Here is a 21,618-nt window from a genome sequence, read left to right as displayed (position 1 = left end):
GAAGGCCCCATGACTTTGCTGAACGCGCGCCGCCGGCGCCGCGGGTTCGTGCCGTTTCCGCTTGTGCTCGTCACCGCCCTCAGCCTGTCGCTCGCCGCCTGCGGTGGCGACGACACGGACGACGCTGCCGCCCAATCCACGCCTGCTCCGAGTACGCCGGTCACGACACCCGCACCGGAGACGCCCACGGCGACCGGCACGGTGAAGCGCACGTCGGCCGAGCTCGCCAAGGCGCTGCTCGAACAGGCGGACCTTCCCGACGGCTACCAGCCCGAGAAGGAGGACCCGGCCGGGGACGCCGAGAAGCCGTTCTCGTCGGCGAGCAGCAAGTGCGAGACGCTGGTCAGGTTCCTCAACGCCAGCGAAGCGCCGGGCGCGAAGGCCACCACGCACCGGTCGTTCTCGGCCGGCCAGGAAGGGACCTTCATCGACTTCGGACTCGATGCGATGGGCAACAGTGCCGAGGTCGCCTACCTGCAGCACGCGTACAAGAAGGCCGTCACCTCCTGCCCGAAGGTGACGATGAAGATCGGCCAGGGCAGCTACTCGATGGAGGTCGAGGAGATCGAGGCGCCGCAGTTCGGCGCCGACCCGTTCGCGTTCCGCCTCACCGCGACCTCGGGCTCGCGTCGCGGCCTGGAGTTCACCGCCGCCACCACGGGCGTCGAGGACGTCGTCGTCTCGGTCACGCTGCTCGCCGGTCAGGACGGCGAGCTCGAGGGGGCGACCGAAGCCGCGGTGTCCAAGGCACAGCAGGTGCTCAAGAAGGGCTCGTGAGCGGCGTCACACCCGGAACTGTCACGCCAGGCCGCCACGAAACCGTCGTGCCGGCATGGAACAACGAATGGACCTCAGCAAGGTCGTGCCGGCCGGCTTCCGAGCCGTGTTCGGCCTGGAGAAGTATGTGCAGGGCGCGCTCGACCACTCGGTGCTCGCCCTGATCAAGGTGCGCGCCTCGATGGTCAACGAGTGCGCGTTCTGCGTGGACATGCACACCACGGACGCCCTGAAGGACGGTGAGAGCTCGCAACGCCTGTTCGGCCTGGCGGCCTGGCGTGAGTCCTCCTTCTACGACGAGCGCGAACGCGCGGCCCTGGCCCTCACGGATGCGGTCACGCACCTCGGACAGGGCGGCGTGCCCGATGAGGTGTGGGACGGCGCGGTCGAGCAGTTCGGGGAGGAGGGGGCTGCGAACGTGCTCCTTGCGATTGGCACCATCAACCTGTGGAACCGTTTGACGATCACGAGCAGGAAGCAGCCGGTGCTCGCCGCTTGACCGGCGCCCTGGACGAGTTCCAGTCGGCGCGCGGGATGCTCGGGAGCCTCGCCTACCGGCTGCTCGGGAGCTGGCAGGACGCTGAGGACGTGCTGCAGGAGGCGTACCTGCGGTGGTCCGGCGTCGACCGAGCCGACGTGCATGAGCCGCGTCGCTACCTCACGAGGGTGGTGACGCGGCTCGGCGTCGACGTACTGCGGACCCGGCAGGCGCGGCGGGAGAGCTACGTCGGGGAGTGGCTGCCGGAGCCGGTGCCGTCGGATCCGTTCAGCTCGGTCGACACGTCGGATCTGTCGATCGCCGTACTGCACCTGATGGAGCGGCTCACTCCGCCGCAGCGCGCGGTCTACGTACTGCGGACCGCGTTCGTGCTCCCGTACGACGAGATCGCGGAGATCCTGGATCGGTCGGCGGAGGATTGCCGGCAACTGCACAACCGGGCCGTGAAGGCGCTGGATCGGGAACGGCCGAAGTTCGAGCCGACGCCGGTCGAGCAGCAGCGGCTGCTGCTCGACTTCGTCGCGGCCGCCCGGGACGGGGACCTGCCCCGGCTCGAGGCGATGCTCAAGGAGTCGGTGACCGAGTGGAGCGACGGCGGCGGCAAGCCCCGGATCGCCCGGAAGCCGGTGGTCGGACGCGAGCAGGTCGCGCAGTTCCTCGCCCGGGTCTACGCCCGCGACGACGTCAGCGTCGTACCGCTCGACCTCGTGACCGGGCCGGCGCTGGATGTCCGGGTCCCGGGACTCCGGCACGTCCTGCACCTGGAGTTCGACGGCCACCAGGTCGCTGCCGTCCGGATCCAGGCGAACCCCGAGAAGCTGTCAGCGCTCGGGTAGGGGCATCACCGTCGTACGGCGATGGTGCTCGAAGACGACCGAGCTGCGGATGTCGGCGATCTCCTGTCGCTTGGCGAGCGCCAGGACCAGGTCGCGAAGCGCCTGGGTGTCCTTGACCGCCACGTGGGCCAGGAAATCGGACGCGCCGGAGACCATGAACATCGCGAGTGTCTCGGGCAGCTGGTTGACGTAGTTCTGGAACGCGGTCGCCACCGCCATCGCCTGCGGGCGGAGCTTGATCGAGATGATCGCCTGGGTGGAGCGGTCGATCGCCCGCAGGTCGACCTCGGCGTGGTAGCCGCTGATCACCCCGCGGTCGCGGAGGCCGCGGATGCGCTCCAGACAGGTGGACGGGGCGATGCCGAGCTCGGCCGCCATGTCCCGGTTGGTCCGGCGCGCGTCGTTCTGCAGGATCCGCAGCAGCGCCGTATCAAGTTCGTCCATGACAGGAAGTTTGGCAGATCCGCCGAACGATGTTCGGTCGACCGTCCACATCCCTGGCCAACCGGCTAGCTTGATGCCCGTGCTGACGAACAAGCTGGTCGTGGTCATCGCGGCCGAGGCGCCGGTCGGCGTCGCCCTGAACACCGCCGCGTTGCTGGGCGTCGCCCTCGGCCACCACCACGAGGACGTGGTCGGCCCGGACACCGAGGACGCCTCGGGAAATCCCCACACCGGGATGTGCGCGCACCCGATTCCGGTACTGCGGGCCTCCGCCGAGCAACTGCACGAGCTCCGCGCCCAGGCCGCGGCCCGGGACGGCGTGACCGTGCACGACATGAACCAGATCGCCCAGCGGGCCCGGACCTACGAGCAGATGTCCGCGACGTTGAGCGGCACCAAGGCCGAAGATGTCGAGTACCTGGGCCTCGGCTTGTTCGGCCCTCGCGCTGCCGTCGACTCGCTGACCGGCGCGCTCGCGCTCTACCGCTAGCTAGAGCTGCAGCTCGATGCGGCCTACGGGTTCGCCGCCGCCGAGGACGGGGACCTTTAGCAGGTCGGCGGCCGCCGACACATCCACGCCGCACTTGTGCAGGAGCATCAGGCCGAGCGCCGTCGTGGCTCGGGGACTGCCGTCGATCACCTTGACCGCAACCGCGTGACCGTCCGGGGTGGCCATGGCGATCACACCTTCCGCGCCGCCCTTGGCGATGACGCCGGGGAGCTGCTGCATCACGAGCGTGTTCTGGTGACCGCGGCCGCCGACGAACTCCGGGTACTGGCGCATCGCCGCTGCGACAACGTGTTCCGGCGTACCGGATGGTGCTGTGGCGAGGCGGCTGAAGCTGAGCGCCAGGTTGCGAAGTGGTACGCCGACCAGCGGTGCGCCGCAACCGTCCACGGTGACCACTCCGGTGGTGGCCCCGGTCAGCCGTTCGATCTCGGCGGTGATCGTCTTCTGCACCCGGCTGGACGGATCCAGGTAGCCGGCCGGGTCGTCGGCGGCGGTGAGCATTGCCGTGTGCTTGCCCGAGCAGTTCATCAGGACCCGGGACGGACCGATGCCCGCGGCAACCAGTCGGTTCCGGGTGTCCGGGTCCTCGGGCAGGTCCGGCGGGCAGCCGAGCGCGCCACGGTCGAGGCCGGCCCGCGCCAGCATCCGGTCGACGACCGCGACGTGCCGGTCCTCGCCGGTGTGGCTGCCGGACGCGATCGCGGCCTCGGCACCTTCGAGCGACGCGCCGGCCACGATGCACCCGACGGCCTGCAGCGGCTTCGTCGTGGACCGGGGCAGCACCACCGCGTCCACGTCCCCGACGGCGGCGATCGGCGTACCGGCGGGATCGACCGCGACCGCGATCCCGAAGTGGCGGCTCTCCACGAAGCCGCCGCGCGCCACCGTCGCCAGCTCGCCCACAGATTCCAGGCCCGGCACACCCTGAGTCATGCCGCGGAGAGTAGCAGCGTCCGTAGGGTGGGCCTATGCGACTCAACTATGCAGAGACCGGTCCCGACGACGCGCCCGTGGTTCTGCTCGGCTCCTCGCTCGGGACGACGCACGCGATGTGGGCCCCGCAGGTCGGCGTCCTGTCGGAGCGGTTCCGGGTGGTCGCCTTCGACCACCGTGGACACGGGGAGTCCGAGGCGCCGGCCGGGCCGTACACGATCGACGACCTCGGCGGCGACGTACTCGAACTGCTCGACACACTCGGCGTCGACCAGGCGTCGTACGTCGGGATCTCGCTCGGCGGCGCAGTCGGTCTGTGGCTGGCCGAGAACGCGCCCGACCGCTTCCACCGCTTCGCGCTGCTGTGCCCGCCGTGCAGCCCGGCCGACAACGCCCAGATGTGGACCGAGCGAGCCGCCACCGTGCGCGCCGAAGGCACCCAGGCGATCGCCGACGCCACCCTGGAGCGCTGGTTCCTGTCCGACTTCACCGACACCGACGAGGTGCGGCAGCAGCTTCTCGACACTCCCGACGAGGGGTACGCCGCCTGCTGCGAGGCGCTCGGTACGACGGACCTGCGCGGCAAGCTCGGCGACATCACGGCGCCCGTCCTGCTGGTCACCGCCGAGCAGGACACCTCGATCCCACCCGAGACCGTCATCCCGCTGGCCTCGGCCATCCCCGGCGCCCACCTCGAGATCATCGAGAACGCCGCCCACCTGGTCACCTACTCGCACCCCGACACGATCAACCCGCTCCTGCTGGCCCACTTGAGCTGACGTCTGCGTACCTGGTCCGCAGCGCCAGAGCTCCTCTTGACTGTTCAAGCAATTCTCCAACGGGCGTTGGGTGTTCGCGGGAAAGTTCACTGCCTCGAGGCGAAGGCTTGTCTGGGCGGGCGCCCTGGGTGGAAGGTAAACGCAGAGCAGTGACTTGGGGGCAGGCTGTTCGGTGGGGGAAGGCGGGTAGGACCGTCTTCGATCGAGGGGCGGGTCTGGGGGAAAACCTTTTCGGTCCGGGATCGCGCTGATCCCGACCTGCTCGTTCGCCCCCGCGGGAAGGGGGAGAGATGCCGAGGAAGGCCAACGGGAGAGCGGACAAGCACCGCGACGACGACTACCGGATGCCTGGGGAGGCACCGGCGGCCGGTCCGGCCGGCAACGGGATGCCGCAGGCCAACGGGATGCCCGGTGGGGGCCGGATGTCCACGAGTGGGTCGGGCGGCGCCGGTGACATGCCGGCCGGGATGAGCGGCGGAGCAGGTGCTGGAGCAGGTGGTGGCGCGGCCGGGATGAGCGGCGGCGGCCAGGCCGGTGGCGCCGGGATGAGCGGTGGCGGTCAGGCGGGCGGTGCCGGGATGGGCGGCGGAGCCGGAGCCGGTGGTGCAGGTATGAGCGGCACGGACGGGCAGACCGAGACTCCGAGCAGGCGGCAGTGCGGTGTGATGGACGTGCACCGCAGACTGCTGTCCACCTCACCCGAGTACGCCGCCGCGCGGTCCGCACTCGAGAACGCGACGACGCAGTACGTCTCCCGCCAGGAACGTTTTGCCGGTATAGCGCGGATTCCCTGCGTCGTGCACGTGATCTGGAAGACCGCGGCGCAGAACATCTCGCAGGCCCAGATCGACAGCCAGATCGACGTGCTGAACCACGACTTCCGGGCCACCAACGCCGACCTCAACATCGTGCCGGCGGCGTTCACCGGCCTGATCGCGGACGCGCGGATCGAGTTCTACCTGGCCACCAAGGACCCGGACGGCAACCCGACCACCGGTGTCACCCGGACCCAGACGACGGTCGACGGCTTCGGCTCCGACGACAAGGTCAAGTCGTCCGCCACCGGCGGGCACGACCCGTGGCCGACCGACCGGTACCTGAACATCTGGGTCTGCCAGCTCAGCGGTGGCCTGCTCGGGTACGCGCAGTTCCCCGGCGGCCCGGCCGACACCGACGGCGTCGTCATCCTGCACAGCGGGTTCGGCACCAACGGTACGGCGGCCGCGCCGTTCGACCTGGGCCGCACGACGACCCACGAGGTCGGGCACTACCTGAACCTGTTCCACATCTGGGGCGACGACGGCACCGGCTGCAGCGGCAGCGACGAGGTCGCCGACACCCCGAACCAGGCCGGCCCGAACTTCGGCGTGCCGACGTTCCCGCACGTGACCTGCAGCAACGGGCCGAACGGCGACCTGTTCTACGACTACATGGACTACACCGACGACCGCGGCATGGTGATGTTCACCGACGACCAGGTGGCCCGGATGGAGGCCTGCCTGGACACCGTGCGGTCGAGCCTGATCGCCGGCACGGCCGGTGCCGGGGCGACGCCGGAACCGGCGGGCTCGGTGGTGGCGTGGGGCGCGAACCGGCTGGACGCGTTCGTGCTCGGCACCGATCTGGCGATGTATCACAAGTGGTGGGACGGGTCGTCCTGGGGACCGTCCGTCAGCGGTTACGAATACATGGGTGGTATCTGCATGAGTGCTCCTGAAGTCGCGTCCTGGGGGCCGGACCGGCTGGACGCGTTCGTCCTCGGCACCGACCACGCGCTCTACCACAAGTGGTGGGACGGCTCGAACTGGGGACCGTCGGTCACCGGGTACGAGTACCTGGGCGGCATCTGCATGAGCCCGCCGCGGCTGGCCACCTGGGGACCGGGCCGGCTGGACGCGTTCGTGCTCGGCACCGACCGCGCGCTCTACCACAAGTGGTACGACGGCTCGAACTGGGGACCGTCGCTGACCGGGTACGAGTACCTCGGCGGGATCTGCATGAGCCCGCCCGAAGTCGTCGCCTGGGGCGAGAACCGGCTCGACGTCTTCGTGCTCGGCACCGACAACGCGGTCTACCACAAGTGGTGGGACGGCTCGAACTGGGGACCGTCGGTGGACGGCTACGAGTACCTCGGCGGCGTCTGCGCTTCGCCGCCGCGGGTCGTCGCCTGGGGCGAGAACCGGCTGGACATGTTCGTCATCGGCACCGACTCCGCGCTGTACCACAAGTGGTGGGACGGCTCGGCCTGGTCGGGCTGGGAGTACATGGGCGGTGTCTGTACGACGGCCCCGACGGTCGTCTCGTGGGACACCGACCGGCTCGACGTGTTCGTACTCGGCACGGATTCCGCGCTGTACCACAAGTGGTGGGACGGGTCCGCGTGGGGACCGTCGGTCACCGGGTACGAGTACATGGGCGGCATCTGCACCGACGAGCCACGCGTGGTCTCGTGGGGCGCGAACCGGCTCGACGTGTTCGTCACCGGCACCGACAAGCAGCTCTACCACAAGTGGTGGGACGGCTCGGCCTGGGGACCGTCGGTCACCGGCTACGAGGCGCTCGGCGGCATCATCAGCGACTTCAAGGTGACCGTCCCCGAGACCCCGGCCTCGATCGAACAGGTGGTGCTGAGCTGACCGGACACGTGAAAGGGCGGTGGACGCACTCCTTCGAGGAGGACCACGACGGGATCACCGTCTACCGCCCGGACGACTTCGCCTTCCCGCCGGCCCGGGGCCGGCGGGGGGTGGAGTTCCGCCCGGACGGCACCTTGGTGGAGTGGGTGATCGGCCGCGGGGACGCGCCCGAAGCCCGCCCGGACGGCCGCTGGGACGCCAGCGGCCGCATCACCGGCGGTCTGCAGGGCGCCGGCCGCATCGTGACGGCCGAGCCCGGCCGGCTCGAGATCATCTGGTCCGACTGACTCTTCTTGGCAGGAACGCATGAGCAAGACGACGACCCCTGTCCGCTATCTCGTGGTGCCGACCCCCGAGGCGGCCGACGCCCAGCAGTCCGCGCGTTTCGGCGACCGCACGATCCTGTGGTGCCCGCAGTCCGAGCACCTCGGCCGTGCTTCGCGGACCGCGCCCGGCCTGCTGCTGGTCACGCAGGTGGGCGGGAGCTTCCAGCACGACTACCCGGAGGTGAAGCCGCTGCTCGACCACGGCCGGCACCTGGTGATCTCGGCCGCCGACAGACCGCGCCGTAGGTCGAACAACTGCTGGCGGGTCGAGACGCTGCGCGCAGGTACGACGGTCGTCGACGTCGCGGCGCCGTCCGCGGCCCGGGTGGATCCCGCGGTCGCGGCGCTGGTGGCCGAGTTGTCGCCGACGTCGTACCAGGCCGATCTGACCTGGTTCGCGAGCCTGCCGACGCGGCACTCGCTCAGTACGGGGTTCACCACCGCGGTGGACTTCGCCGCGGCCCGGATGGTTGCCCTCGGCTACGGAGTGACGCGGACGACGGTCACGGTCGGGGCCGGGAAGTCGCAGAACCTGATCGGGGACCGGCCCGGGACCGGTGGCGGGGGAGTCGTGCTCATCACCGCGCACCTCGACTCGGTGAACCAGGCGGGCGGTCCGGCCGCGAACGCGCCCGGTGCGGACGACAACGGGAGCGGTTCGGCCGGTGTGCTCGAGCTCGGCCGGCTGTTGTCGACGCGGTCGTGGCGGCACGACGTACGGCTGATCCTGTTCGGCGGCGAGGAGCAGGGGCTGTTCGGCAGCAAGCAGTACGTCGCTTCGCTGCCGCAGGCCGAGCGGGCCCGGATTCGCGCCGTGCTGAACATGGACATGATCGCCAGCAAGAACTCGGCGGTGCCGACGGTGCTGCTGGAAGGCGCTCAGGTGTCGTCGAGCCAGATGGCTGACCTGGCGACCGCGGCCGCGACGTACACGGGGCTGAAGGTGGAGACGTCGCTGAACCCGTTCGCGAGCGACCACGTGCCGTTCATCAACGCCGGGATCCCGGCGCTGCTGACGATCGAGGGCGCGGACAGCGCGAACGGGCACATCCACACCGCGACCGACACGCTGAACTTCCTCGACTGGTCGCTGGCCGCCGAGATCCTGCGGATGAACGTCGCCGCCCTGGCCGGCTGGCTCGAGCCGGCCGTCACGACCCGCGCCCGGCCGCGTCCCGCCGGCTCCGTCGTCACCTGGGGACCGGGCCGCCTCGACGTCTTCGCGGTCGGCATGGACTCGGCGATGCACCACAAGGCCTACGACGGAACCTGGCACGACTTCGAGTCCCTCGGAGGTGTCGTCCTAAGCTGACACGTGCACCGGGAGCTGGACTTCCGGCCGGGGGATCCGGGAGTGGATCTCGGCGACGCACAAGCCGGACCCGGCGATCTACGAGCTCGCTCTCCAGCGCCTCGCCGTACCCAGCGTCGAAGCCATCGCCGTCGAGGACACCGCCTACGACATCGCGGCCGCCCAGGCAACCGGCATGTTCGCCGTCGCCATCCCCAACCCGTACGCCCCCGCCGACGTCCAGGCGGCCGACCTGATCCAGACCAGCGCAGACCAGCTCCCCCCACCCACCTCCCCCACGCGGCCTCGACACCCCACACCTGACCCCAACCCGAGGCACCACCCCCGTCTCGGAGCGTTCGAGGGGATATCCCCTGCAACGGCGCCTTCTCCCCTGCTCTGGGAGGGGAGAACCCGGCGTTCGAGGGGATATCCCCTCGAACGCGCGGGCGGGGGTGGCGGGGTGCGGGTGGCCGGGGGTGGGTGGTTAGACGACGGAGAGCGGGAGGAGTTTCTTGCCGGTCGGGCCGATCTGGATCTCGGTGCCCATCTGCGGGCAGACGCCGCAGTCGAAGCAGGGGGTCCAGCGGCAGTCCTCGACCTCGATCGCGCCGTCCTCCTCGAGCGAGTCCTGCCAGTCCTCCCAGAGCCAGTCGCGGTCCAGGCCGGAGTCGAGGTGGTCCCACGGCAGCACTTCGGCGTACTCGCGCTCGCGGGTGGTGTACCAGGCCAGGTCGACGGGCTCGCCGGCCAGCGCCTTCTTGGTCGCCGCGACCCAGCGGTCGAAGGAGAAGTGCTCGCTCCAGCCGTCGAACCGGCCGCCGTCGCGCCAGACCTGCTCGATCACCCGGCCGACCCGGCGGTCGCCGCGGGACAGCAGGCCCTCGATGATGCCGGGCTTGCCGTCGTGGTACCGGAAGCCGATCGCCTTCGCGTAGTTCTTGTCCGAGCGGATCGCGGCCGCGAGCTTCGACAGCCGCGCGTCGGTCTCCTCGGCGCCGAGCTGGGCGGCCCACTGGAACGGCGTGTGCGGCTTCGGCACGAACCCGCCGATCGACACCGTGCAGCGGATGTCCCGCCGGCCGGCCGCCTCGCGACCGGTCGCGATCACCTTCTTGGCCAGGTCCGCGATCGCCAGCACGTCCTCGTCGGTCTCGGTCGGCAGGCCGCACATGAAGTACAGCTTCACCTGCCGCCAACCGTGGCTGTAGGCCGCCGCGACGGTCCGGATCAGGTCCTCCTCGGTGACCATCTTGTTGATCACCTTGCGCATCCGGTCCGACCCGCCCTCCGGGGCGAAGGTCAGCCCGCTGCGCCGGCCGTTGCGGGAGAACTCGTTGGCCAGCGTGATGTTGAACGCGTCGACCCTTGTCGAAGGCAACGACAGGGACACGTTGCTGCCCTCGTACCGGTCGCCCAGGCCCTTGGCCACGTCGGCGATCTCGCTGTGGTCGGCGGACGACAGGCTGAGCAGCCCGACCTCCTCGAACCCGGACTGCTTCAGCCCGTTCTCGACCATGTCGCCGATCGTGGTGATGCTGCGCTCGCGCACTGGCCGGGTGATCATGCCGGCCTGGCAGAACCGGCAGCCGCGGGTGCAGCCGCGGAAGATCTCCACCGAGTACCGCTCGTGCACGGTTTCGGCCAGCGGGACCAGCGGCTTCTTCGGGTACGGCCAGGCGTCCAGATCCATCACGGTGTGCTTGGCCGTCCGCCACGGTACGCCGGGACGGTTCGGCGCGACCCGCTTGATCCGGCCGTCGGCCAGGTACTCGACGGTGAAGAACTTCGGGATGTAGACACCGCCGGACGCGGCCAGCCGCATCAGCACCTCGTCGCGCCCGCCCGGGGAGCCCTCGTCCTTCCACTCCCGGATCACCTCCGAGATGGCCAGCACGATCTCCTCGCCGTCACCGAGTACGGCGGCGTCGATGAAGTCGGCGATCGGTTCCGGGTTGAACGCGGCGTGCCCGCCGGCCAGCACGATCGGGTCCTCGTCGGTCCGGTCGGCGGCGTACAGCGGGATGCCGGCCAGGTCGAGCGCGGTCAGCATGTTCGTGTAGCCGAGCTCGGTCGAGAACGACAGCCCGAACACGTCGAACGCCCGGACCGGCCGGTGGCTGTCCAGGGTGAACTGCGGGATGTCGTTGTCCCGCATCACCTTCTCCATGTCCGGCCAGACCGAGTAGGTCCGCTCGGCCAGGATGTGGTCGCGCTCGTTCAGCACCTCGTAGAGGATCTGCACGCCCTGGTTGGGCAGCCCGACCTCGTAGGCGTCCGGGTACATCAGCGCCCACCGGACACTCGCCGAGTCCCAGTCCTTGCTGACCGAGTTCAGCTCACCGCCGACGTACTGGATCGGCTTCTGCACCTGCGGCAGCAACGCCTCCAGGCGCGGGAACAGCGATTCGACAGTCATCCCAAACTTCCGGTCAGCGGATCAGAGCGCCTACCAGGTTAACGCCGCAGCCGCCGTACGCCGGAATCGAGCGTGAGATGCGCGCTGTGCCGCCGGACATACAGACAGTGAACCAGCGACGACGAAGGGGACAAACGCGCGGAAGAGACGATGGATGCCGATCCTACTCGGCCGGATCGGGGACCGTCGCGGCGACGAGTTCACCGCCTTCCTCGTCTCCTACCTGGGCAAGCTGGCCGCCAACGGAACGCTGAACGCCAGTCCGTACCTCTACGGCCTCATCGACACCCATCGCGGCCAGTTCTTCGACGGCCTCAAGCGGCGGGTGATGCCGATCGGTGCCGAGGTCGAGCTGCCCGGCCGGCTGAACCAGTACCTCGAACCCGGGACCGACTGGGGGCAGGCCTTCGATGCCGAGACTCGCCCGCCACGCCAGTACAAGTCCGGCACGACAACGCAGGAGACCTTCGAGTACAAGCCCTAGAGGGTCAGCTCCCACATGGTGCGCTGAGCGACCGGGCGGAAGCCGAGCTTGTCGTTGACTGCGATCATCGGGGCGTTCTCCGGAGCGTTCCAGGTGTGCAGGACGGCAGGCTCGGCCAAGTCCGCCTGGATCGCGCGCAGGTTCGGTGCCTTGACCGCGATGCCGAGGCTGCGACCGCGGTGCGAGCGCCGGACGTAGGTGTCGTACTGGTTGAGGCGGCCCGGGGTCGCCGGCGTCCCACCCATCTGTGTGTACGCCGCGAGCTCGCCGGAGTCGGTGTGGACGGCGGCGGTCGTGTAGGTGAAGCGGCCCTGCGCGATCCGGCGTTCGTCGGCTTCCCGCACGAGCGCAGGCGTCCACCGGATCGCTTCGACCGTGCGGTCACCGGTCGGGACGTCCTCGGCCATCCCGCTGAGCAGCGCGGCGAACTGCTCGATCCATTCTTCGGGTGTGTGCTCGCGCCACTGCAGGAGCTCGTAGCCGTCCGGCGCCGAGGTGCGAAGCTGGTCGTCGGGCAGCGGTAGCTCGAGCACCTGGTGCAGCTCCGCGTGCTTGCGGACGAACCCGCGCGCTGCGGCGAACGCCGTACCCGCGCTCTCTCCGGTGATCGGATCGCCGGTCAGGTCGAAGCCGGACAGGACGCGCCGGCCGTCGGCCCGGGCGCGCTCGATCACTGCATCCAGCAGGCGCGTCGCGACGCCACGCCGCCGGTGCGACCGGTCGACGGCGATCTCGACATCGACCGTGTCGGTGTTGCCGAGCAACCACCAGTCGAGCCAGGCGATCCCGAGCCAGCTGTCGCCGTCGACCAGCCCGAGGCCGTCGGCGCGTACGTCGGAGTGCTGCCCGGCCATCAGCACCCGAGCCTCCTCGAGCCCCATCCCGACCGGAAACTCGAGCTCCTCCCGGCGGACCGCCTCCCGCACCTCGAAGAACCGCTTGAAGACGTCGGCATCCCGCCCGTCAACCATGACAATCCGCATCGGCCGACCCTACGCCGCCCGACCTGCCACCGCCTCCGAATTCAGGCTCGCGCCGGCACACGCCCGGCCAGGAATGCCTGCCACTCCGCGGCCTGCTCCGGGGTGAGCTCGTCCTTCAGGATCGCGAAGCCACCAGCGGGGGGCAGCCGGATCGTCCAGGCGTTCCCGCGCTGCCGGACGGACTTCACCGCCGACCACGGGAGCTCGAGATTGGTGATCGCGGTCCGGATCGCGATCTGTTCCTCGGTGAAGGTGTACGTGTAGGTGCGCCCGAACCTTCTGCCCATCAGGTGCCGGAAGACGCCCATCAGCTCCGGGAGGAACAGGTAGAACACCGCCAGGACCAAGGACCCGAGGTCGATCGGTGAGTTCGCGACGGCCATCGCCAGGAAGACCAGGCCGGCCGCCCGGAGCAGCCAGGCGAACCACCGGAGCTGCACGCGGGTGTTCCGCAGCCGTCGTGCCAGCGTCAGCTCGACCGGAACCACGATGTTCATTTCGATGTCCTCCCCAAGCCTGGCCGCTCGACCGGGCCGGTGCACTGTACAGCAGCCAGTCCGGGCGCCGACAGCCTTCAGGTGGGGCGTGGGCCGGTGCTGCCGCGGATGATCAGGTGGGCTGTGAGGGTGCGGGTGCGGCGGGCCTTGCGGGACTGGAGGTAGGGGGAGAGGAGGCGCCAGGCCTCCTGGCCGAACTCGGTTTGGGGCATGGCGACCGTGGTCAGGCCGGGGGAAGTGAAGCGGGCGTAGACGATGTCGTCGAAGCCGGCGACCGAGATCTGGTCCGGGACGCTGATGCCGAGCTCCTGCAGCCTGGCGACCGCGCCGAGGGCGACCAGGTCGTTGAAGCCGATCAGGCAGGTGGCGCCGGTCTCGAGCGCCGCCTCGGCCGCCGCGTGACCGTCGTCCAGCATCGCGCCGGCCGGCACCCGGAACAGCTTGCTCCGGCTCCCGATCGAGCCCTGCAACGCCGACCAGCGATCAGCCTCCGCCGCCGCGTGGGACGGGCCGGCGAGGTAGCACAGCTTGGTGTGGCCGAAGGCGTCGAGATGCGCGCACAGCTCAGCCACCGCCTCCTTGCTGTCCACAGTCACCGACGGGAACAGGCTGCGCGCCGGCTTGCGGTTGACGAGGACGATCGGTACGTCGAGCTCGGCCAGGCCGGCCAGGTCCGCCGTACTCATCCGGGGACCGCACAGGATCAGGCCGTCGCTCTGCCGGGCCAGCTCGTGCAGGTGGCGGAGCTCCTCGCCCGGCTGCTCGTTCGCGTCGGCGACGAGGGTGCGGTAGCCGTCCTGCTCGGCCTCGGCGGAGATGCCCTTCAGGATCGTCGCGAACAGCGGGTTGGCCAGGTCGGGGACGAGCACGCCGACGATCCCGGTCCGGCCGCGGGACAGGTTCTGCGCCGTGCCGCTGGGCCGGTAGCCGAGGCGGGCGGCGGCGTCGCGCACCCGGGTCACGATCTGCGGATCGACGTTCGGGGTGTCGTTCATGACCCGGGACACGGTCGACTTCGAGACCCCGGCCGCCGCGGCCACGCTGAGGATCGTCACCTGCCTGGTCCGCCGCATACGCACCTCCCATCAGGAACCGGTTCCCCGGAATCGTAGACCAATCCGCTGCGACGCCGCAGGTCCATGCGGAAGAAATCGAAATCCCGCCCTTGACGGCAGGTACTCGGAAGCCTAGGTTCAGGAACCGGTTCCTGAGCGGTCCTCGACGAAAGGACGTCAGCATGGAGTTCACCCGGCGACAGTTGCTGCTGACCAGTGGTGCGGTGCTGGCAGGCAGCCTGCTCGATCCGTTGACCGCGTCAGCCGGCGGTCTTCCCGACGAGGACGGTCACGAGCTCTGGCTCCGCTACCGGAAGGTTGGACCAGGTCGGCTGCACGAGTACCGCCGTACCCTGACCCACGTCGTCGCACCCCAGCGGGACACGGCCGTTTCCGAACTCGTGCAAGGGCTTTCGGCCCTCACCAGCCGCACGGTCTCGCACCACACCCGGCCGCAACACGACGGCGCGGTCATCATCGGCACGCCGGACACCTCGCCGTACGTCGCCAAGTTCGTGGACAAACGCCTCGGGCCAGAGGGCTACGTCATCCGCACGCACAACAACGCCATCGTCATCGCGAGCGAAGGCCAACGCGGCGTCCTGTACGGCGCCTTCCACCTGCTGCGACTGCTCCAGACCCAGCGCCGGATCACCCACCTCGACATCCACGAACGCCCGGCCAACACGCTCCGCCTGGTCAACCACTGGGACAACCTCGACCGCAGCGTGGAACGCGGCTACGCCGGCGACTCGATCTTCCAGTGGGACGCGCTGCCGAACACCGGCCCGCGTGACCTCGCCTACGCCCGGACCCTCGCCTCGGTCGGCATCAACGGCACGGTCGTCAACAACGTGAACGCGAACCCGGCGTTCCTCTCGACCGACATGCTCACGAAGCTCCAAGGCCTGGCGGCTGTCCTGCGGGAATGGGGTGTCTCGCTCTACCTGTCCGCAAACTTCGCGTGCCCGATCGTGCTCGGCGGTCTACCGACCGCTGACCCCTTCGACGCCCTCGTGCAGCAGTGGTGGCGGGACAAGGCTCGCGAGATCTACGACCTGATCCCGGACCTCGGGGGCTTCCTGGTGAAGGCCGACTCCGAGGGACAGCCCGGGCCGATCAGCTACGGCCGGACCCACGCCGACGGCGCGAACCTGCTTGCCGACGCAGTCCGGCCGTACGGCGGCATCGTGATGTGGCGCGCGTTCATCCACGACTTCGACCCGACGACCTGGGCGAGCAAGGCGTACAAGACGTTCCAGCCGCTCGACGGGCAGTTCGCCGCGAATGTCGTCGTACAGATCAAGAACGGGCCGATCGACTTCCAGGTCCGGGAGCCGGTGCACCCGTTGTTCGGTGCGATGCCACGGACGCGGGTGATGACCGAGCTCCAGATCACCCAGGAGTACACGGGCCAGTCGACGCACCTCTGTTACCTCGTGCCGCAGTGGAAGGAGGTCTACGACTTCGACACCCACGCAGACGGCCCGGGTACGACGGTCGCGCGCATCGTCGACGGATCCGCCGGGGTGATGAACTTCGGCTCGGATCGCAACTGGACAAGGCATCCGCTGGCCGCCGCCAACACCCACGGCTATGCCCGGCTCGCCTGGAACCCGGCGCTGAAGGCGGCCGACGTCGCCGAGGAGTGGGTCCGGATGACGTTCGGCGACGACGATCGACTGGTACGAACGCTGACCGGCATGCTGCTCGGGTCCCGCAAGATCTACGAGGACTACACCTCGCCGCTCGGGGTTGGCTTCATGATCGCGGGCGACCACTTCACGCCCAGCCCGGACACCAACCGGCCGTGGAACCGGGCCGACGCAGAGGGCACTGGCTTCGACCGCACGGTGGCGACCGGGGTCGGGTACACCGGGCACTACCACCCGCCGGTCGCGCAGCAGTACGAGTCGCTCGCCGACTGCCCGGACGAGCTGCTGCTGTTTCTGCACCACGTCCCGTACGGCCATCGCCTGCACTCCGGCAAGACCGTGATCCAGCACATCTACGACACCCACTGGCAAGGCCGCGACAACGCGCACCGCCTACGCGACCTCTGGCGCTCCCTGCAACCCCGCATCGACCGCAGCCGGTACGCCACCACGCTGGAACGCTTCGACCAGCAGGCGATCCAGTCCACGCTGTGGCGAGACTCGATCGTCAGCTACTACTTCGAGGCCGGCCGCGTCCTGGATCAGTCCCGCTCTTGGGCCCAAGTACGACAAGCAGGCGACGGACTGCTGCTGGGTGGGACGGCGAACCTGCTGCGACTCACGGCAGGCAACGCCTCACCACAGCAGGTGGAGCTGACCGCGCGGGTGGCCGATTGGACCAGCGAAGCGACCACGGTCACGATCCCGTCCCGCGAGTTCGTGCCCTGCGACGTACCCGTCACGCCACCGCTCACGCCGCAGATCACCAGCATCGACATCGCTGCCTCCGCAGGGGAGCTGCCGGTGCTCGGCACGCGGACTCCGGTGATCGTGACGCCGGATGGTTCGCAGTGCCGGCTCGCGCTGGACGCCGGCTCGCCGACAAGCCCGGTCCTCCAGGGCTACCAACGGCTGTCGCCGTCGGACCGCTGGGACCCGGCACGAGGCTTCGGTTGGGTCGGCACCGGGCCACAGTCGCGCGACCGCGCCCGGCTCGACGTCCTGCGCCGGGACTTCGTCAACGACACCCGCGCCCGCACCCTGCGGATCCAGGTCCCGCCCGGCGGCGCTGACGCCTACCTCCTGATCGGCGACGCCAACGTGGACAGCTGGCCGACGTTCATCCACTCCAACGGCAAACTACTCGGCCAAAGCCAGTTTCTCCTCGGCGGCCAGTACACCTGGCTCAAGCTCACCCTCACCGCCGGCGAAGTCGACCTGGAGCTAACCAGCATCCCCAACCAGCACTGGCACCTGACCGCACTGGTGCTGCTGTAGGTCAGTGGTGGGGGCGGAGGGCGCGGTTGGCGGCTGGTTCGGCTATTTGGGCGCGGAAGGGGTGGGCCGGGTAGACGCCGAGGAGGCGGACCTCGACCGAGAAGAAGGCGAGCTCCTCCAGGGCGAGTGCGACGTTCGGCTCGTCCGGGTGGCCTTCGATGTCGGCGTAGAACTGGGTGGCGAAGAACATGCCGCCGAGCTGGTACGACTCCAGCTTGGTCATGTTGACGCCGTTGGTCGCGAATCCGCCGAGCGCCTTGTAGAGGGCTGCCGAGACGTTGCGGACGCGGTACACGAAGCTGGTGATGATCGGCCCGGAGCCGACCGGCGGTACGTCGGGCTCGCGGGACAGCACCAGGAAGCGGGTGGTGTTGTGGTGCTCGTCCTCGACGTCCCTGGCCAGCGTCTCCAGCCCGTACAGATCGGCGGCGGCCCGCGGCGACAGCGACGCGACGGTCGGGTCGCCGAGCTCGGCGACCTCGCGGGCGGAGCCGGCCGTGTCGTCGGCGACCACAGTCGCCCAGCCGTGCTCGCGGATGATCTTGCGACACTGGCCGAGCGCGTGGACGTGGCTGCGGACGGTCCGGATCTGGTCGATCGACGTACCCGGGACGCCCAGCAGCTGGAAGTGGATCGGCAGGAAGTACTCGCCGACGATGTGCAGCCCGGACTCCGGCAGCAGGTGGTGGATGTCGGCGACCCGGCCGGCGATCGAGTTGTCCACCGGGATCATCGCCAGCCCGGCCCGGCCGCTGCTGACGGCCTCGAGCGCGTCCTCGAACGTCGTACAGGGCAGCTGCTCGCGGTCCGGATACATGTCGGTGCACGCCATCGCCGAGTTGGCGCCTGGCTCACCCTGGTAAGCGATCGGTCCGTCCACGATCTCCCAGGGTAGACCCCCTCCGTCTCGGCAGACGGATCAGGTGTCCGACTTGCGGACCTTCTTCGGCGCGCCGGTGACCGCGCGGCCCTCCAGTTGCTTGGCCTTGGTGGCGTACATGTCGATGTACTCCTGGCCGGACAGCTCCATGATCTTGTACATGATCTCGTCGGTGACGGCGCGCAGGATCAGCCGGTCGCTCTCCATCCCCTCGTACCGGGAGAAGTCCAGCGGGGCGCCGAACTTGACCGTCGGCGGAGCCATCGAGGCGACGATCTTGCCGGGCGGGGCGACCTTGTCGGTGCCGATCACGCCGCACGGGATGACCGGGACCTTGGCCTCCAGCGCCAGCCGGGCGACCCCGGTCCGGCCCTTGTACAGCCGGCCGTCGTGCGAACGGGTGCCCTCGGGGTAGATGCCGAACAGCTCGCCGCGCTCCAGCACCTTCATCCCGGCCCGCATCGCGCCCTCGGACGCCGAGCCGCCGGACCGGTCGATCGGCACCTGGCCGGTGCCCTTGAAGAACCCGCGCTGGAACCGGCCCTTGATCCCGGCGCCGGTGAAGTAGTCGGACTTCGCCACGAAGGTGACCCGCCGGCGTAGCACCAGCGGCATGAAGATCCAGTCCGCGTACGACAGGTGGTTGCTGGCGATGATCGCCGGGCCTTCGGCGGGGATGTTCTCGGCGCCGACCACGTTCGGCCGGAAGATGCGCTTGACCGGCGGGCCGATCAGCACGTTCTTCAGCACCCAGTAGATGCCCTTGCCATCGCCGTCACCGGCGTCCGCCGGGTGTGCCCGGTCCGGCTCGGGCCGCGGCGACTGCGCCGGTTCCGTCATCGATGTCCTTTCCTCACAGTTCCCCGAGTGCTCATGATGCCGCACGAGCGCCCGATTGGCGTGCACTGCGGCACGCGTGAACTCCTGACACGGGACGCCGCCGCTCCGTAAGCTGCTCACGCCAGTGTCGCCCGGCTGGGGAGGTCTTGTGAGGACAAGAGGACTGACGGCAGTGCTCGGCGTGGTCGCGGCGGTGTTCGCCGGCCTTCCAGCGGCCGCCGGAGCCAGTACGACGGCCGTGGAAGCGAAGGTGGTCCCGCTCCAGGTCACCGGTCCGGCGGAGTCCCGGTTCAACCTGGTGGTGATGGGGGACGGGTACACCGCGGCCGAGCTGCCGAAGTTCCGGGAGCAGGTCGACAAGCACCTGAACGTGCTCTGGAGCATCGAGCCGTTCAAGTCGTACCGGAACTACCTCAACGTGTACGCGATCGAGATCCCGTCCCCGCAGAGCGGCGTCGACTGTGATCCGGACCTCAGCTCGCCGAAGGTCGACACCCCGCTGCAGATGGGCTTCTGGGGCGGCTGCAACCCGAACAGCGTCCAGCGCCTGCTGACCGTCAGTTCGGCCGCCGCGATCCAGTACGCCGACCTGGTCGCCGGGACCACCACAGCCAACCGGCAGATTCTTGCTATCGGCAACAGCGACACGTACGGCGGCGCCGGCGGAACCTACGCGACGGCCTCCGGCGGGAACGCCCTGTCCGCCCTGATCACCCCGCACGAGCTGGGCCACTCGCTCGGCGGCCTGCAGGACGAGTACGACTACTACGCCCGCGGCGAGCGTGGAGCGCCGTACGAGGGAGGTGAACCCTCCTCGATCCACCACACGTTGCTGACTGAGCAGCAAATGCTGGACCAGCAGCGGAAGTGGTTCCGCTGGCTCGGTGAGCCGTCCGAGTCCGGCGGCGTCATCGGCCGCTACGAGGCCGGGATGTACGCCGGATCGGGGGTCTGGCGGCCCAGTCGGCACTCGATGATGAAGACGCTCGGCTACTACTTCGACCAGGTGTCGCGGGAACGGATGACGCAGCGCATCTCGTCCCGGGCCTCGCTGATCCAGGGCAGTACTCCGGTCGGCCAGGTCGCCGCCGACCAGGTCGTCTGGCTGCAGACCCTGCACCCGGTCAGCCACGAGCTCGACGTGACCTGGACCTTGGACGGTACGGCGCTCCCGACCGCCAACCGCCGCGCCGTCGACCTCTCCACGCTCGACCTGGCACCCGGTCTGCACACGCTGACCGCGAAGATCGTCGACCCGACCGAGTTCATCCGCGATCCCGCCGTACGGCCGACTGCCTCTCGGTCGTGGACGATCAACACGTCGCTGACCGCGCAGGCATCGACGGAGCCGGTCGAGTTCACCGGGTCGACGTCGACCGAGCATCCGGTGAGCGCCGACGAGGTGGTGTACGCCGAGACGACTCAGTCCGACACGGCGCGAGCCGCGATCGAGTGGACGGTGGACGGCAAGCCGGTCGCGAACCCGGGCAACGACCGGGACTTCGACCTCGAGCCGCTGAAGTTGACCGGACGGCACACGCTGACGGCCACGGCGGGCGGTCGGACGTTGACCTGGACGGTCGACGGGACCGAGCCGGTGGTGACTTCGACGCTCTCGAAGCCCTTGCTGACGGTGCAGAAGCCGACTGGGCCGGAGTATGTCTTCAACGACGCGTTCACCATGCAGCTGGCGGCGACGGACGACAGCGACGGGTACGTCGTTCCGGAGTTCCGGGTGAACGGGGACGGTTGGTACAACTACTACGGCTGGCCGACCGACGCGTCCGCGCCGTTCCGGTTCACCGCCGAGGGGACTGAGATCGACCAGCTGGTCTACGGCAAGCTCGGCGTGCCCAGGGTGGTCCCGTGGGACGACGTACCGTCCGGGTACGGGCGCCATCAGGTCGAGTACCGGGCCATCGATGCTCCCGGCAACATCGGGACCCCGCGCCGGTTCGCGGTCACCCTGTTGCGGCCGGCGCCGGCCTGCACGACCACGGTGACGGGCGTCCACAACGGCCCGCTGTACCTGCGGTCCGGAGTGACCTGCCTGGCCGGCGCGACCATCAAGGGCCCGGTCCTGGTCGCCGCAGGCGCGTCCGTGGTCGCCACCGACAGCCAGGTGCTTGGTCCGGTCCGTGCGGAGGGCGCGGCCGACGTACACCTGCTGCGGAGCCGAGTCGACGGACCGGTGAGCGCCGACGGGGTGACCAGAAGCCTGGTCGCGGTCGGGACCGCGGTCGACGGGCCGGTCTCGGTGACCAGATCGCGTACGGCGGAGGCCGCCGTACTGGCCGGGAACAGCGTCGACGGGCCGCTGAGTTGCTCGGGCAACGCGCCAGCGCCGGTCAACCTGCAGGCGCCGAACGACGTCTCCGGGCCGCGGACCGGCCAGTGCGCGCGGTTGTGAGTCCCGCTGACATGGATGTGAGTTTCGGTGACATGTCCGCGGCAGGTTCGGTGCCCTAGCTTTTTCGGTGCGGGACGGTCCCGTC

19 protein-coding genes and 1 pseudogene are annotated in these 21,618 nt (G+C 69.6%); 12 read left to right on the top strand and 8 right to left on the bottom strand.

What is annotated here, in order from left to right:
• Positions 1–9: 9 nt before the first annotated feature.
• The 3 genes from ACWCOV_RS24175 (at position 10) to ACWCOV_RS24165 (ending at position 2,112) form a co-directional block, all read left to right on the top strand.
• A complete protein-coding gene (locus ACWCOV_RS24175) occupies positions 10–777 on the top strand; it encodes a hypothetical protein (protein ID WP_449831565.1) in 768 nt (255 codons plus the stop codon).
• Between the two features lie 67 nt (positions 778–844).
• Positions 845–1,276, top strand: coding sequence for a carboxymuconolactone decarboxylase family protein (locus ACWCOV_RS24170; protein ID WP_449831564.1), 432 nt, complete (start codon positions 845–847; stop codon positions 1,274–1,276).
• A complete protein-coding gene (locus tag ACWCOV_RS24165; protein WP_449831563.1) occupies positions 1,225–2,112 on the top strand; it encodes a sigma-70 family RNA polymerase sigma factor in 888 nt (295 codons plus the stop codon). The genes ACWCOV_RS24170 and ACWCOV_RS24165 overlap by 52 nt, the downstream gene beginning before the upstream one ends.
• On the opposite strand, the gene ACWCOV_RS24160 is transcribed toward ACWCOV_RS24165, so the two are convergent.
• A complete protein-coding gene (locus ACWCOV_RS24160; RefSeq protein WP_449831562.1) occupies positions 2,098–2,556 on the bottom strand; it encodes an Lrp/AsnC family transcriptional regulator in 459 nt (152 codons plus the stop codon). The genes ACWCOV_RS24165 and ACWCOV_RS24160 overlap by 15 nt on opposite strands.
• A 79-nt stretch (positions 2,557–2,635) precedes the next feature.
• On the opposite strand from ACWCOV_RS24160, the gene ACWCOV_RS24155 reads away from it, so the two are divergent.
• Positions 2,636–3,046: a DUF2000 domain-containing protein gene (locus ACWCOV_RS24155; protein WP_449831561.1), complete on the top strand. Its 411-nt coding sequence runs from the start codon at positions 2,636–2,638 to the stop codon at positions 3,044–3,046.
• Here the strand turns inward: ACWCOV_RS24155 and ACWCOV_RS24150 are convergent, their stop codons facing one another.
• Positions 3,047–4,000, bottom strand: a complete 954-nt coding sequence (locus tag ACWCOV_RS24150; protein WP_449831560.1) for an asparaginase — start codon at positions 3,998–4,000, stop codon at positions 3,047–3,049.
• Between the two features lie 35 nt (positions 4,001–4,035).
• On the opposite strand from ACWCOV_RS24150, the gene pcaD reads away from it, so the two are divergent.
• The 5 genes and pseudogenes from pcaD to ACWCOV_RS24125 form a co-directional block, all read left to right on the top strand.
• The gene (gene pcaD, locus ACWCOV_RS24145) at positions 4,036–4,779 is read left to right on the top strand and encodes a 3-oxoadipate enol-lactonase (RefSeq protein WP_449831559.1); all 744 of its coding nucleotides are present in this window, start codon (positions 4,036–4,038) and stop codon (positions 4,777–4,779) included.
• A 290-nt stretch (positions 4,780–5,069) separates the two neighbouring features.
• Positions 5,070–7,415, top strand: coding sequence for a M43 family zinc metalloprotease (locus ACWCOV_RS24140; RefSeq protein WP_449831558.1), 2,346 nt, complete (start codon positions 5,070–5,072; stop codon positions 7,413–7,415).
• Between the two features lie 8 nt (positions 7,416–7,423).
• Positions 7,424–7,702 carry a hypothetical protein gene (locus tag ACWCOV_RS24135; RefSeq protein ID WP_449831557.1) on the top strand — a complete coding sequence of 93 codons (279 nt, stop codon included), beginning with the start codon at positions 7,424–7,426 and terminating at the stop codon, positions 7,700–7,702.
• 19 nt (positions 7,703–7,721) lie between these two features.
• Positions 7,722–9,053: a M20/M25/M40 family metallo-hydrolase gene (locus ACWCOV_RS24130; protein WP_449831556.1), complete on the top strand. Its 1,332-nt coding sequence runs from the start codon at positions 7,722–7,724 to the stop codon at positions 9,051–9,053.
• Between the two features lie 34 nt (positions 9,054–9,087).
• A pseudogene (locus tag ACWCOV_RS24125) lies at positions 9,088–9,234 on the top strand (HAD-IA family hydrolase); the annotation flags it as partial.
• 285 nt (positions 9,235–9,519) lie between these two features.
• Here the strand turns inward: ACWCOV_RS24125 and ACWCOV_RS24120 are convergent.
• Positions 9,520–11,451 carry a TIGR03960 family B12-binding radical SAM protein gene (locus tag ACWCOV_RS24120; RefSeq protein ID WP_449831555.1) on the bottom strand — a complete coding sequence of 644 codons (1,932 nt, stop codon included), beginning with the start codon at positions 11,449–11,451 and terminating at the stop codon, positions 9,520–9,522.
• A 154-nt stretch (positions 11,452–11,605) separates the two neighbouring features.
• Here ACWCOV_RS24120 and ACWCOV_RS24115 point away from each other — a divergent pair, with 154 nt between their 5' ends.
• The gene (locus ACWCOV_RS24115) at positions 11,606–11,935 is read left to right on the top strand and encodes a hypothetical protein (RefSeq protein WP_449831554.1); all 330 of its coding nucleotides are present in this window, start codon (positions 11,606–11,608) and stop codon (positions 11,933–11,935) included.
• Here ACWCOV_RS24115 and ACWCOV_RS24110 read toward each other — a convergent pair.
• The 3 genes from ACWCOV_RS24110 to ACWCOV_RS24100 form a co-directional block, all read right to left on the bottom strand.
• Positions 11,932–12,918: a GNAT family N-acetyltransferase gene (locus tag ACWCOV_RS24110; protein ID WP_449831553.1), complete on the bottom strand. Its 987-nt coding sequence runs from the start codon at positions 12,916–12,918 to the stop codon at positions 11,932–11,934. The two genes, ACWCOV_RS24115 and ACWCOV_RS24110, sit on opposite strands and share 4 nt — an antisense overlap.
• A gap of 41 nt (positions 12,919–12,959) precedes the next feature.
• Complete coding sequence (locus ACWCOV_RS24105) at positions 12,960–13,415, bottom strand: YcxB family protein (protein ID WP_449831552.1); 456 nt, start codon at positions 13,413–13,415, stop codon at positions 12,960–12,962.
• A gap of 77 nt (positions 13,416–13,492) precedes the next feature.
• Positions 13,493–14,488, bottom strand: coding sequence for a LacI family DNA-binding transcriptional regulator (locus tag ACWCOV_RS24100; protein ID WP_449831551.1), 996 nt, complete (start codon positions 14,486–14,488; stop codon positions 13,493–13,495).
• 164 nt (positions 14,489–14,652) lie between these two features.
• Here ACWCOV_RS24100 and ACWCOV_RS24095 point away from each other — a divergent pair, with 164 nt between their 5' ends.
• Positions 14,653–17,403, top strand: a complete 2,751-nt coding sequence (locus ACWCOV_RS24095) for an alpha-glucuronidase family glycosyl hydrolase (RefSeq protein WP_449831550.1) — start codon at positions 14,653–14,655, stop codon at positions 17,401–17,403.
• A gap of 1 nt (position 17,404) precedes the next feature.
• Here ACWCOV_RS24095 and ACWCOV_RS24090 read toward each other — a convergent pair whose 3' ends face one another.
• The gene (locus ACWCOV_RS24090; protein WP_449831549.1) at positions 17,405–18,283 is read right to left on the bottom strand and encodes a prephenate dehydratase; all 879 of its coding nucleotides are present in this window, start codon (positions 18,281–18,283) and stop codon (positions 17,405–17,407) included.
• A 39-nt stretch (positions 18,284–18,322) separates the two neighbouring features.
• Entirely contained in the window at positions 18,323–19,123 is an 801-nt protein-coding gene (locus tag ACWCOV_RS24085; protein ID WP_449831548.1) for a lysophospholipid acyltransferase family protein, read from the bottom strand.
• Positions 19,124–19,271: 148 nt separating this feature from the next.
• Between ACWCOV_RS24085 and ACWCOV_RS24080 the strand changes: the two genes are divergently transcribed.
• On the top strand, positions 19,272–21,533 hold the full coding sequence (locus tag ACWCOV_RS24080; protein ID WP_449831547.1) for a M64 family metallopeptidase: 2,262 nt from the start codon (positions 19,272–19,274) through the stop codon (positions 21,531–21,533).
• The last annotated feature ends 85 nt before the right edge of the window (positions 21,534–21,618 follow it).

Source organism: Kribbella sp. NPDC002412, assembly GCF_053592935.1.
This window is presented reverse-complemented; position numbering and strand designations above follow the sequence as displayed.

Excerpts from the sequence above, each read along its gene's own strand:
- ACWCOV_RS24120 (WP_449831555.1), bottom strand. The coding sequence starts at position 11,451 with ATGACTGTCGAATCGCTGTTCCCGCGCCTGGAGGCGTTGCTGCCGCAG.
- ACWCOV_RS24115 (WP_449831554.1), top strand. The coding sequence starts at position 11,606 with ATGCCGATCCTACTCGGCCGGATCGGGGACCGTCGCGGCGACGAGTTC.
- ACWCOV_RS24170 (WP_449831564.1), top strand. The coding sequence starts at position 845 with ATGGACCTCAGCAAGGTCGTGCCGGCCGGCTTCCGAGCCGTGTTCGGC.
- ACWCOV_RS24160 (WP_449831562.1), bottom strand. The coding sequence starts at position 2,556 with ATGGACGAACTTGATACGGCGCTGCTGCGGATCCTGCAGAACGACGCG.
- ACWCOV_RS24110 (WP_449831553.1), bottom strand. The coding sequence starts at position 12,918 with ATGCGGATTGTCATGGTTGACGGGCGGGATGCCGACGTCTTCAAGCGG.
- ACWCOV_RS24095 (WP_449831550.1), top strand. The coding sequence starts at position 14,653 with ATGGAGTTCACCCGGCGACAGTTGCTGCTGACCAGTGGTGCGGTGCTG.
- pcaD (WP_449831559.1), top strand. The coding sequence starts at position 4,036 with ATGCGACTCAACTATGCAGAGACCGGTCCCGACGACGCGCCCGTGGTT.
- ACWCOV_RS24150 (WP_449831560.1), bottom strand. The coding sequence starts at position 4,000 with ATGACTCAGGGTGTGCCGGGCCTGGAATCTGTGGGCGAGCTGGCGACG.
- ACWCOV_RS24175 (WP_449831565.1), top strand. The coding sequence starts at position 10 with ATGACTTTGCTGAACGCGCGCCGCCGGCGCCGCGGGTTCGTGCCGTTT.
- ACWCOV_RS24085 (WP_449831548.1), bottom strand. The coding sequence starts at position 19,123 with ATGACGGAACCGGCGCAGTCGCCGCGGCCCGAGCCGGACCGGGCACAC.
- ACWCOV_RS24100 (WP_449831551.1), bottom strand. The coding sequence starts at position 14,488 with ATGCGGCGGACCAGGCAGGTGACGATCCTCAGCGTGGCCGCGGCGGCC.
- ACWCOV_RS24140 (WP_449831558.1), top strand. The coding sequence starts at position 5,070 with ATGCCGAGGAAGGCCAACGGGAGAGCGGACAAGCACCGCGACGACGAC.
- ACWCOV_RS24130 (WP_449831556.1), top strand. The coding sequence starts at position 7,722 with ATGAGCAAGACGACGACCCCTGTCCGCTATCTCGTGGTGCCGACCCCC.
- ACWCOV_RS24105 (WP_449831552.1), bottom strand. The coding sequence starts at position 13,415 with ATGAACATCGTGGTTCCGGTCGAGCTGACGCTGGCACGACGGCTGCGG.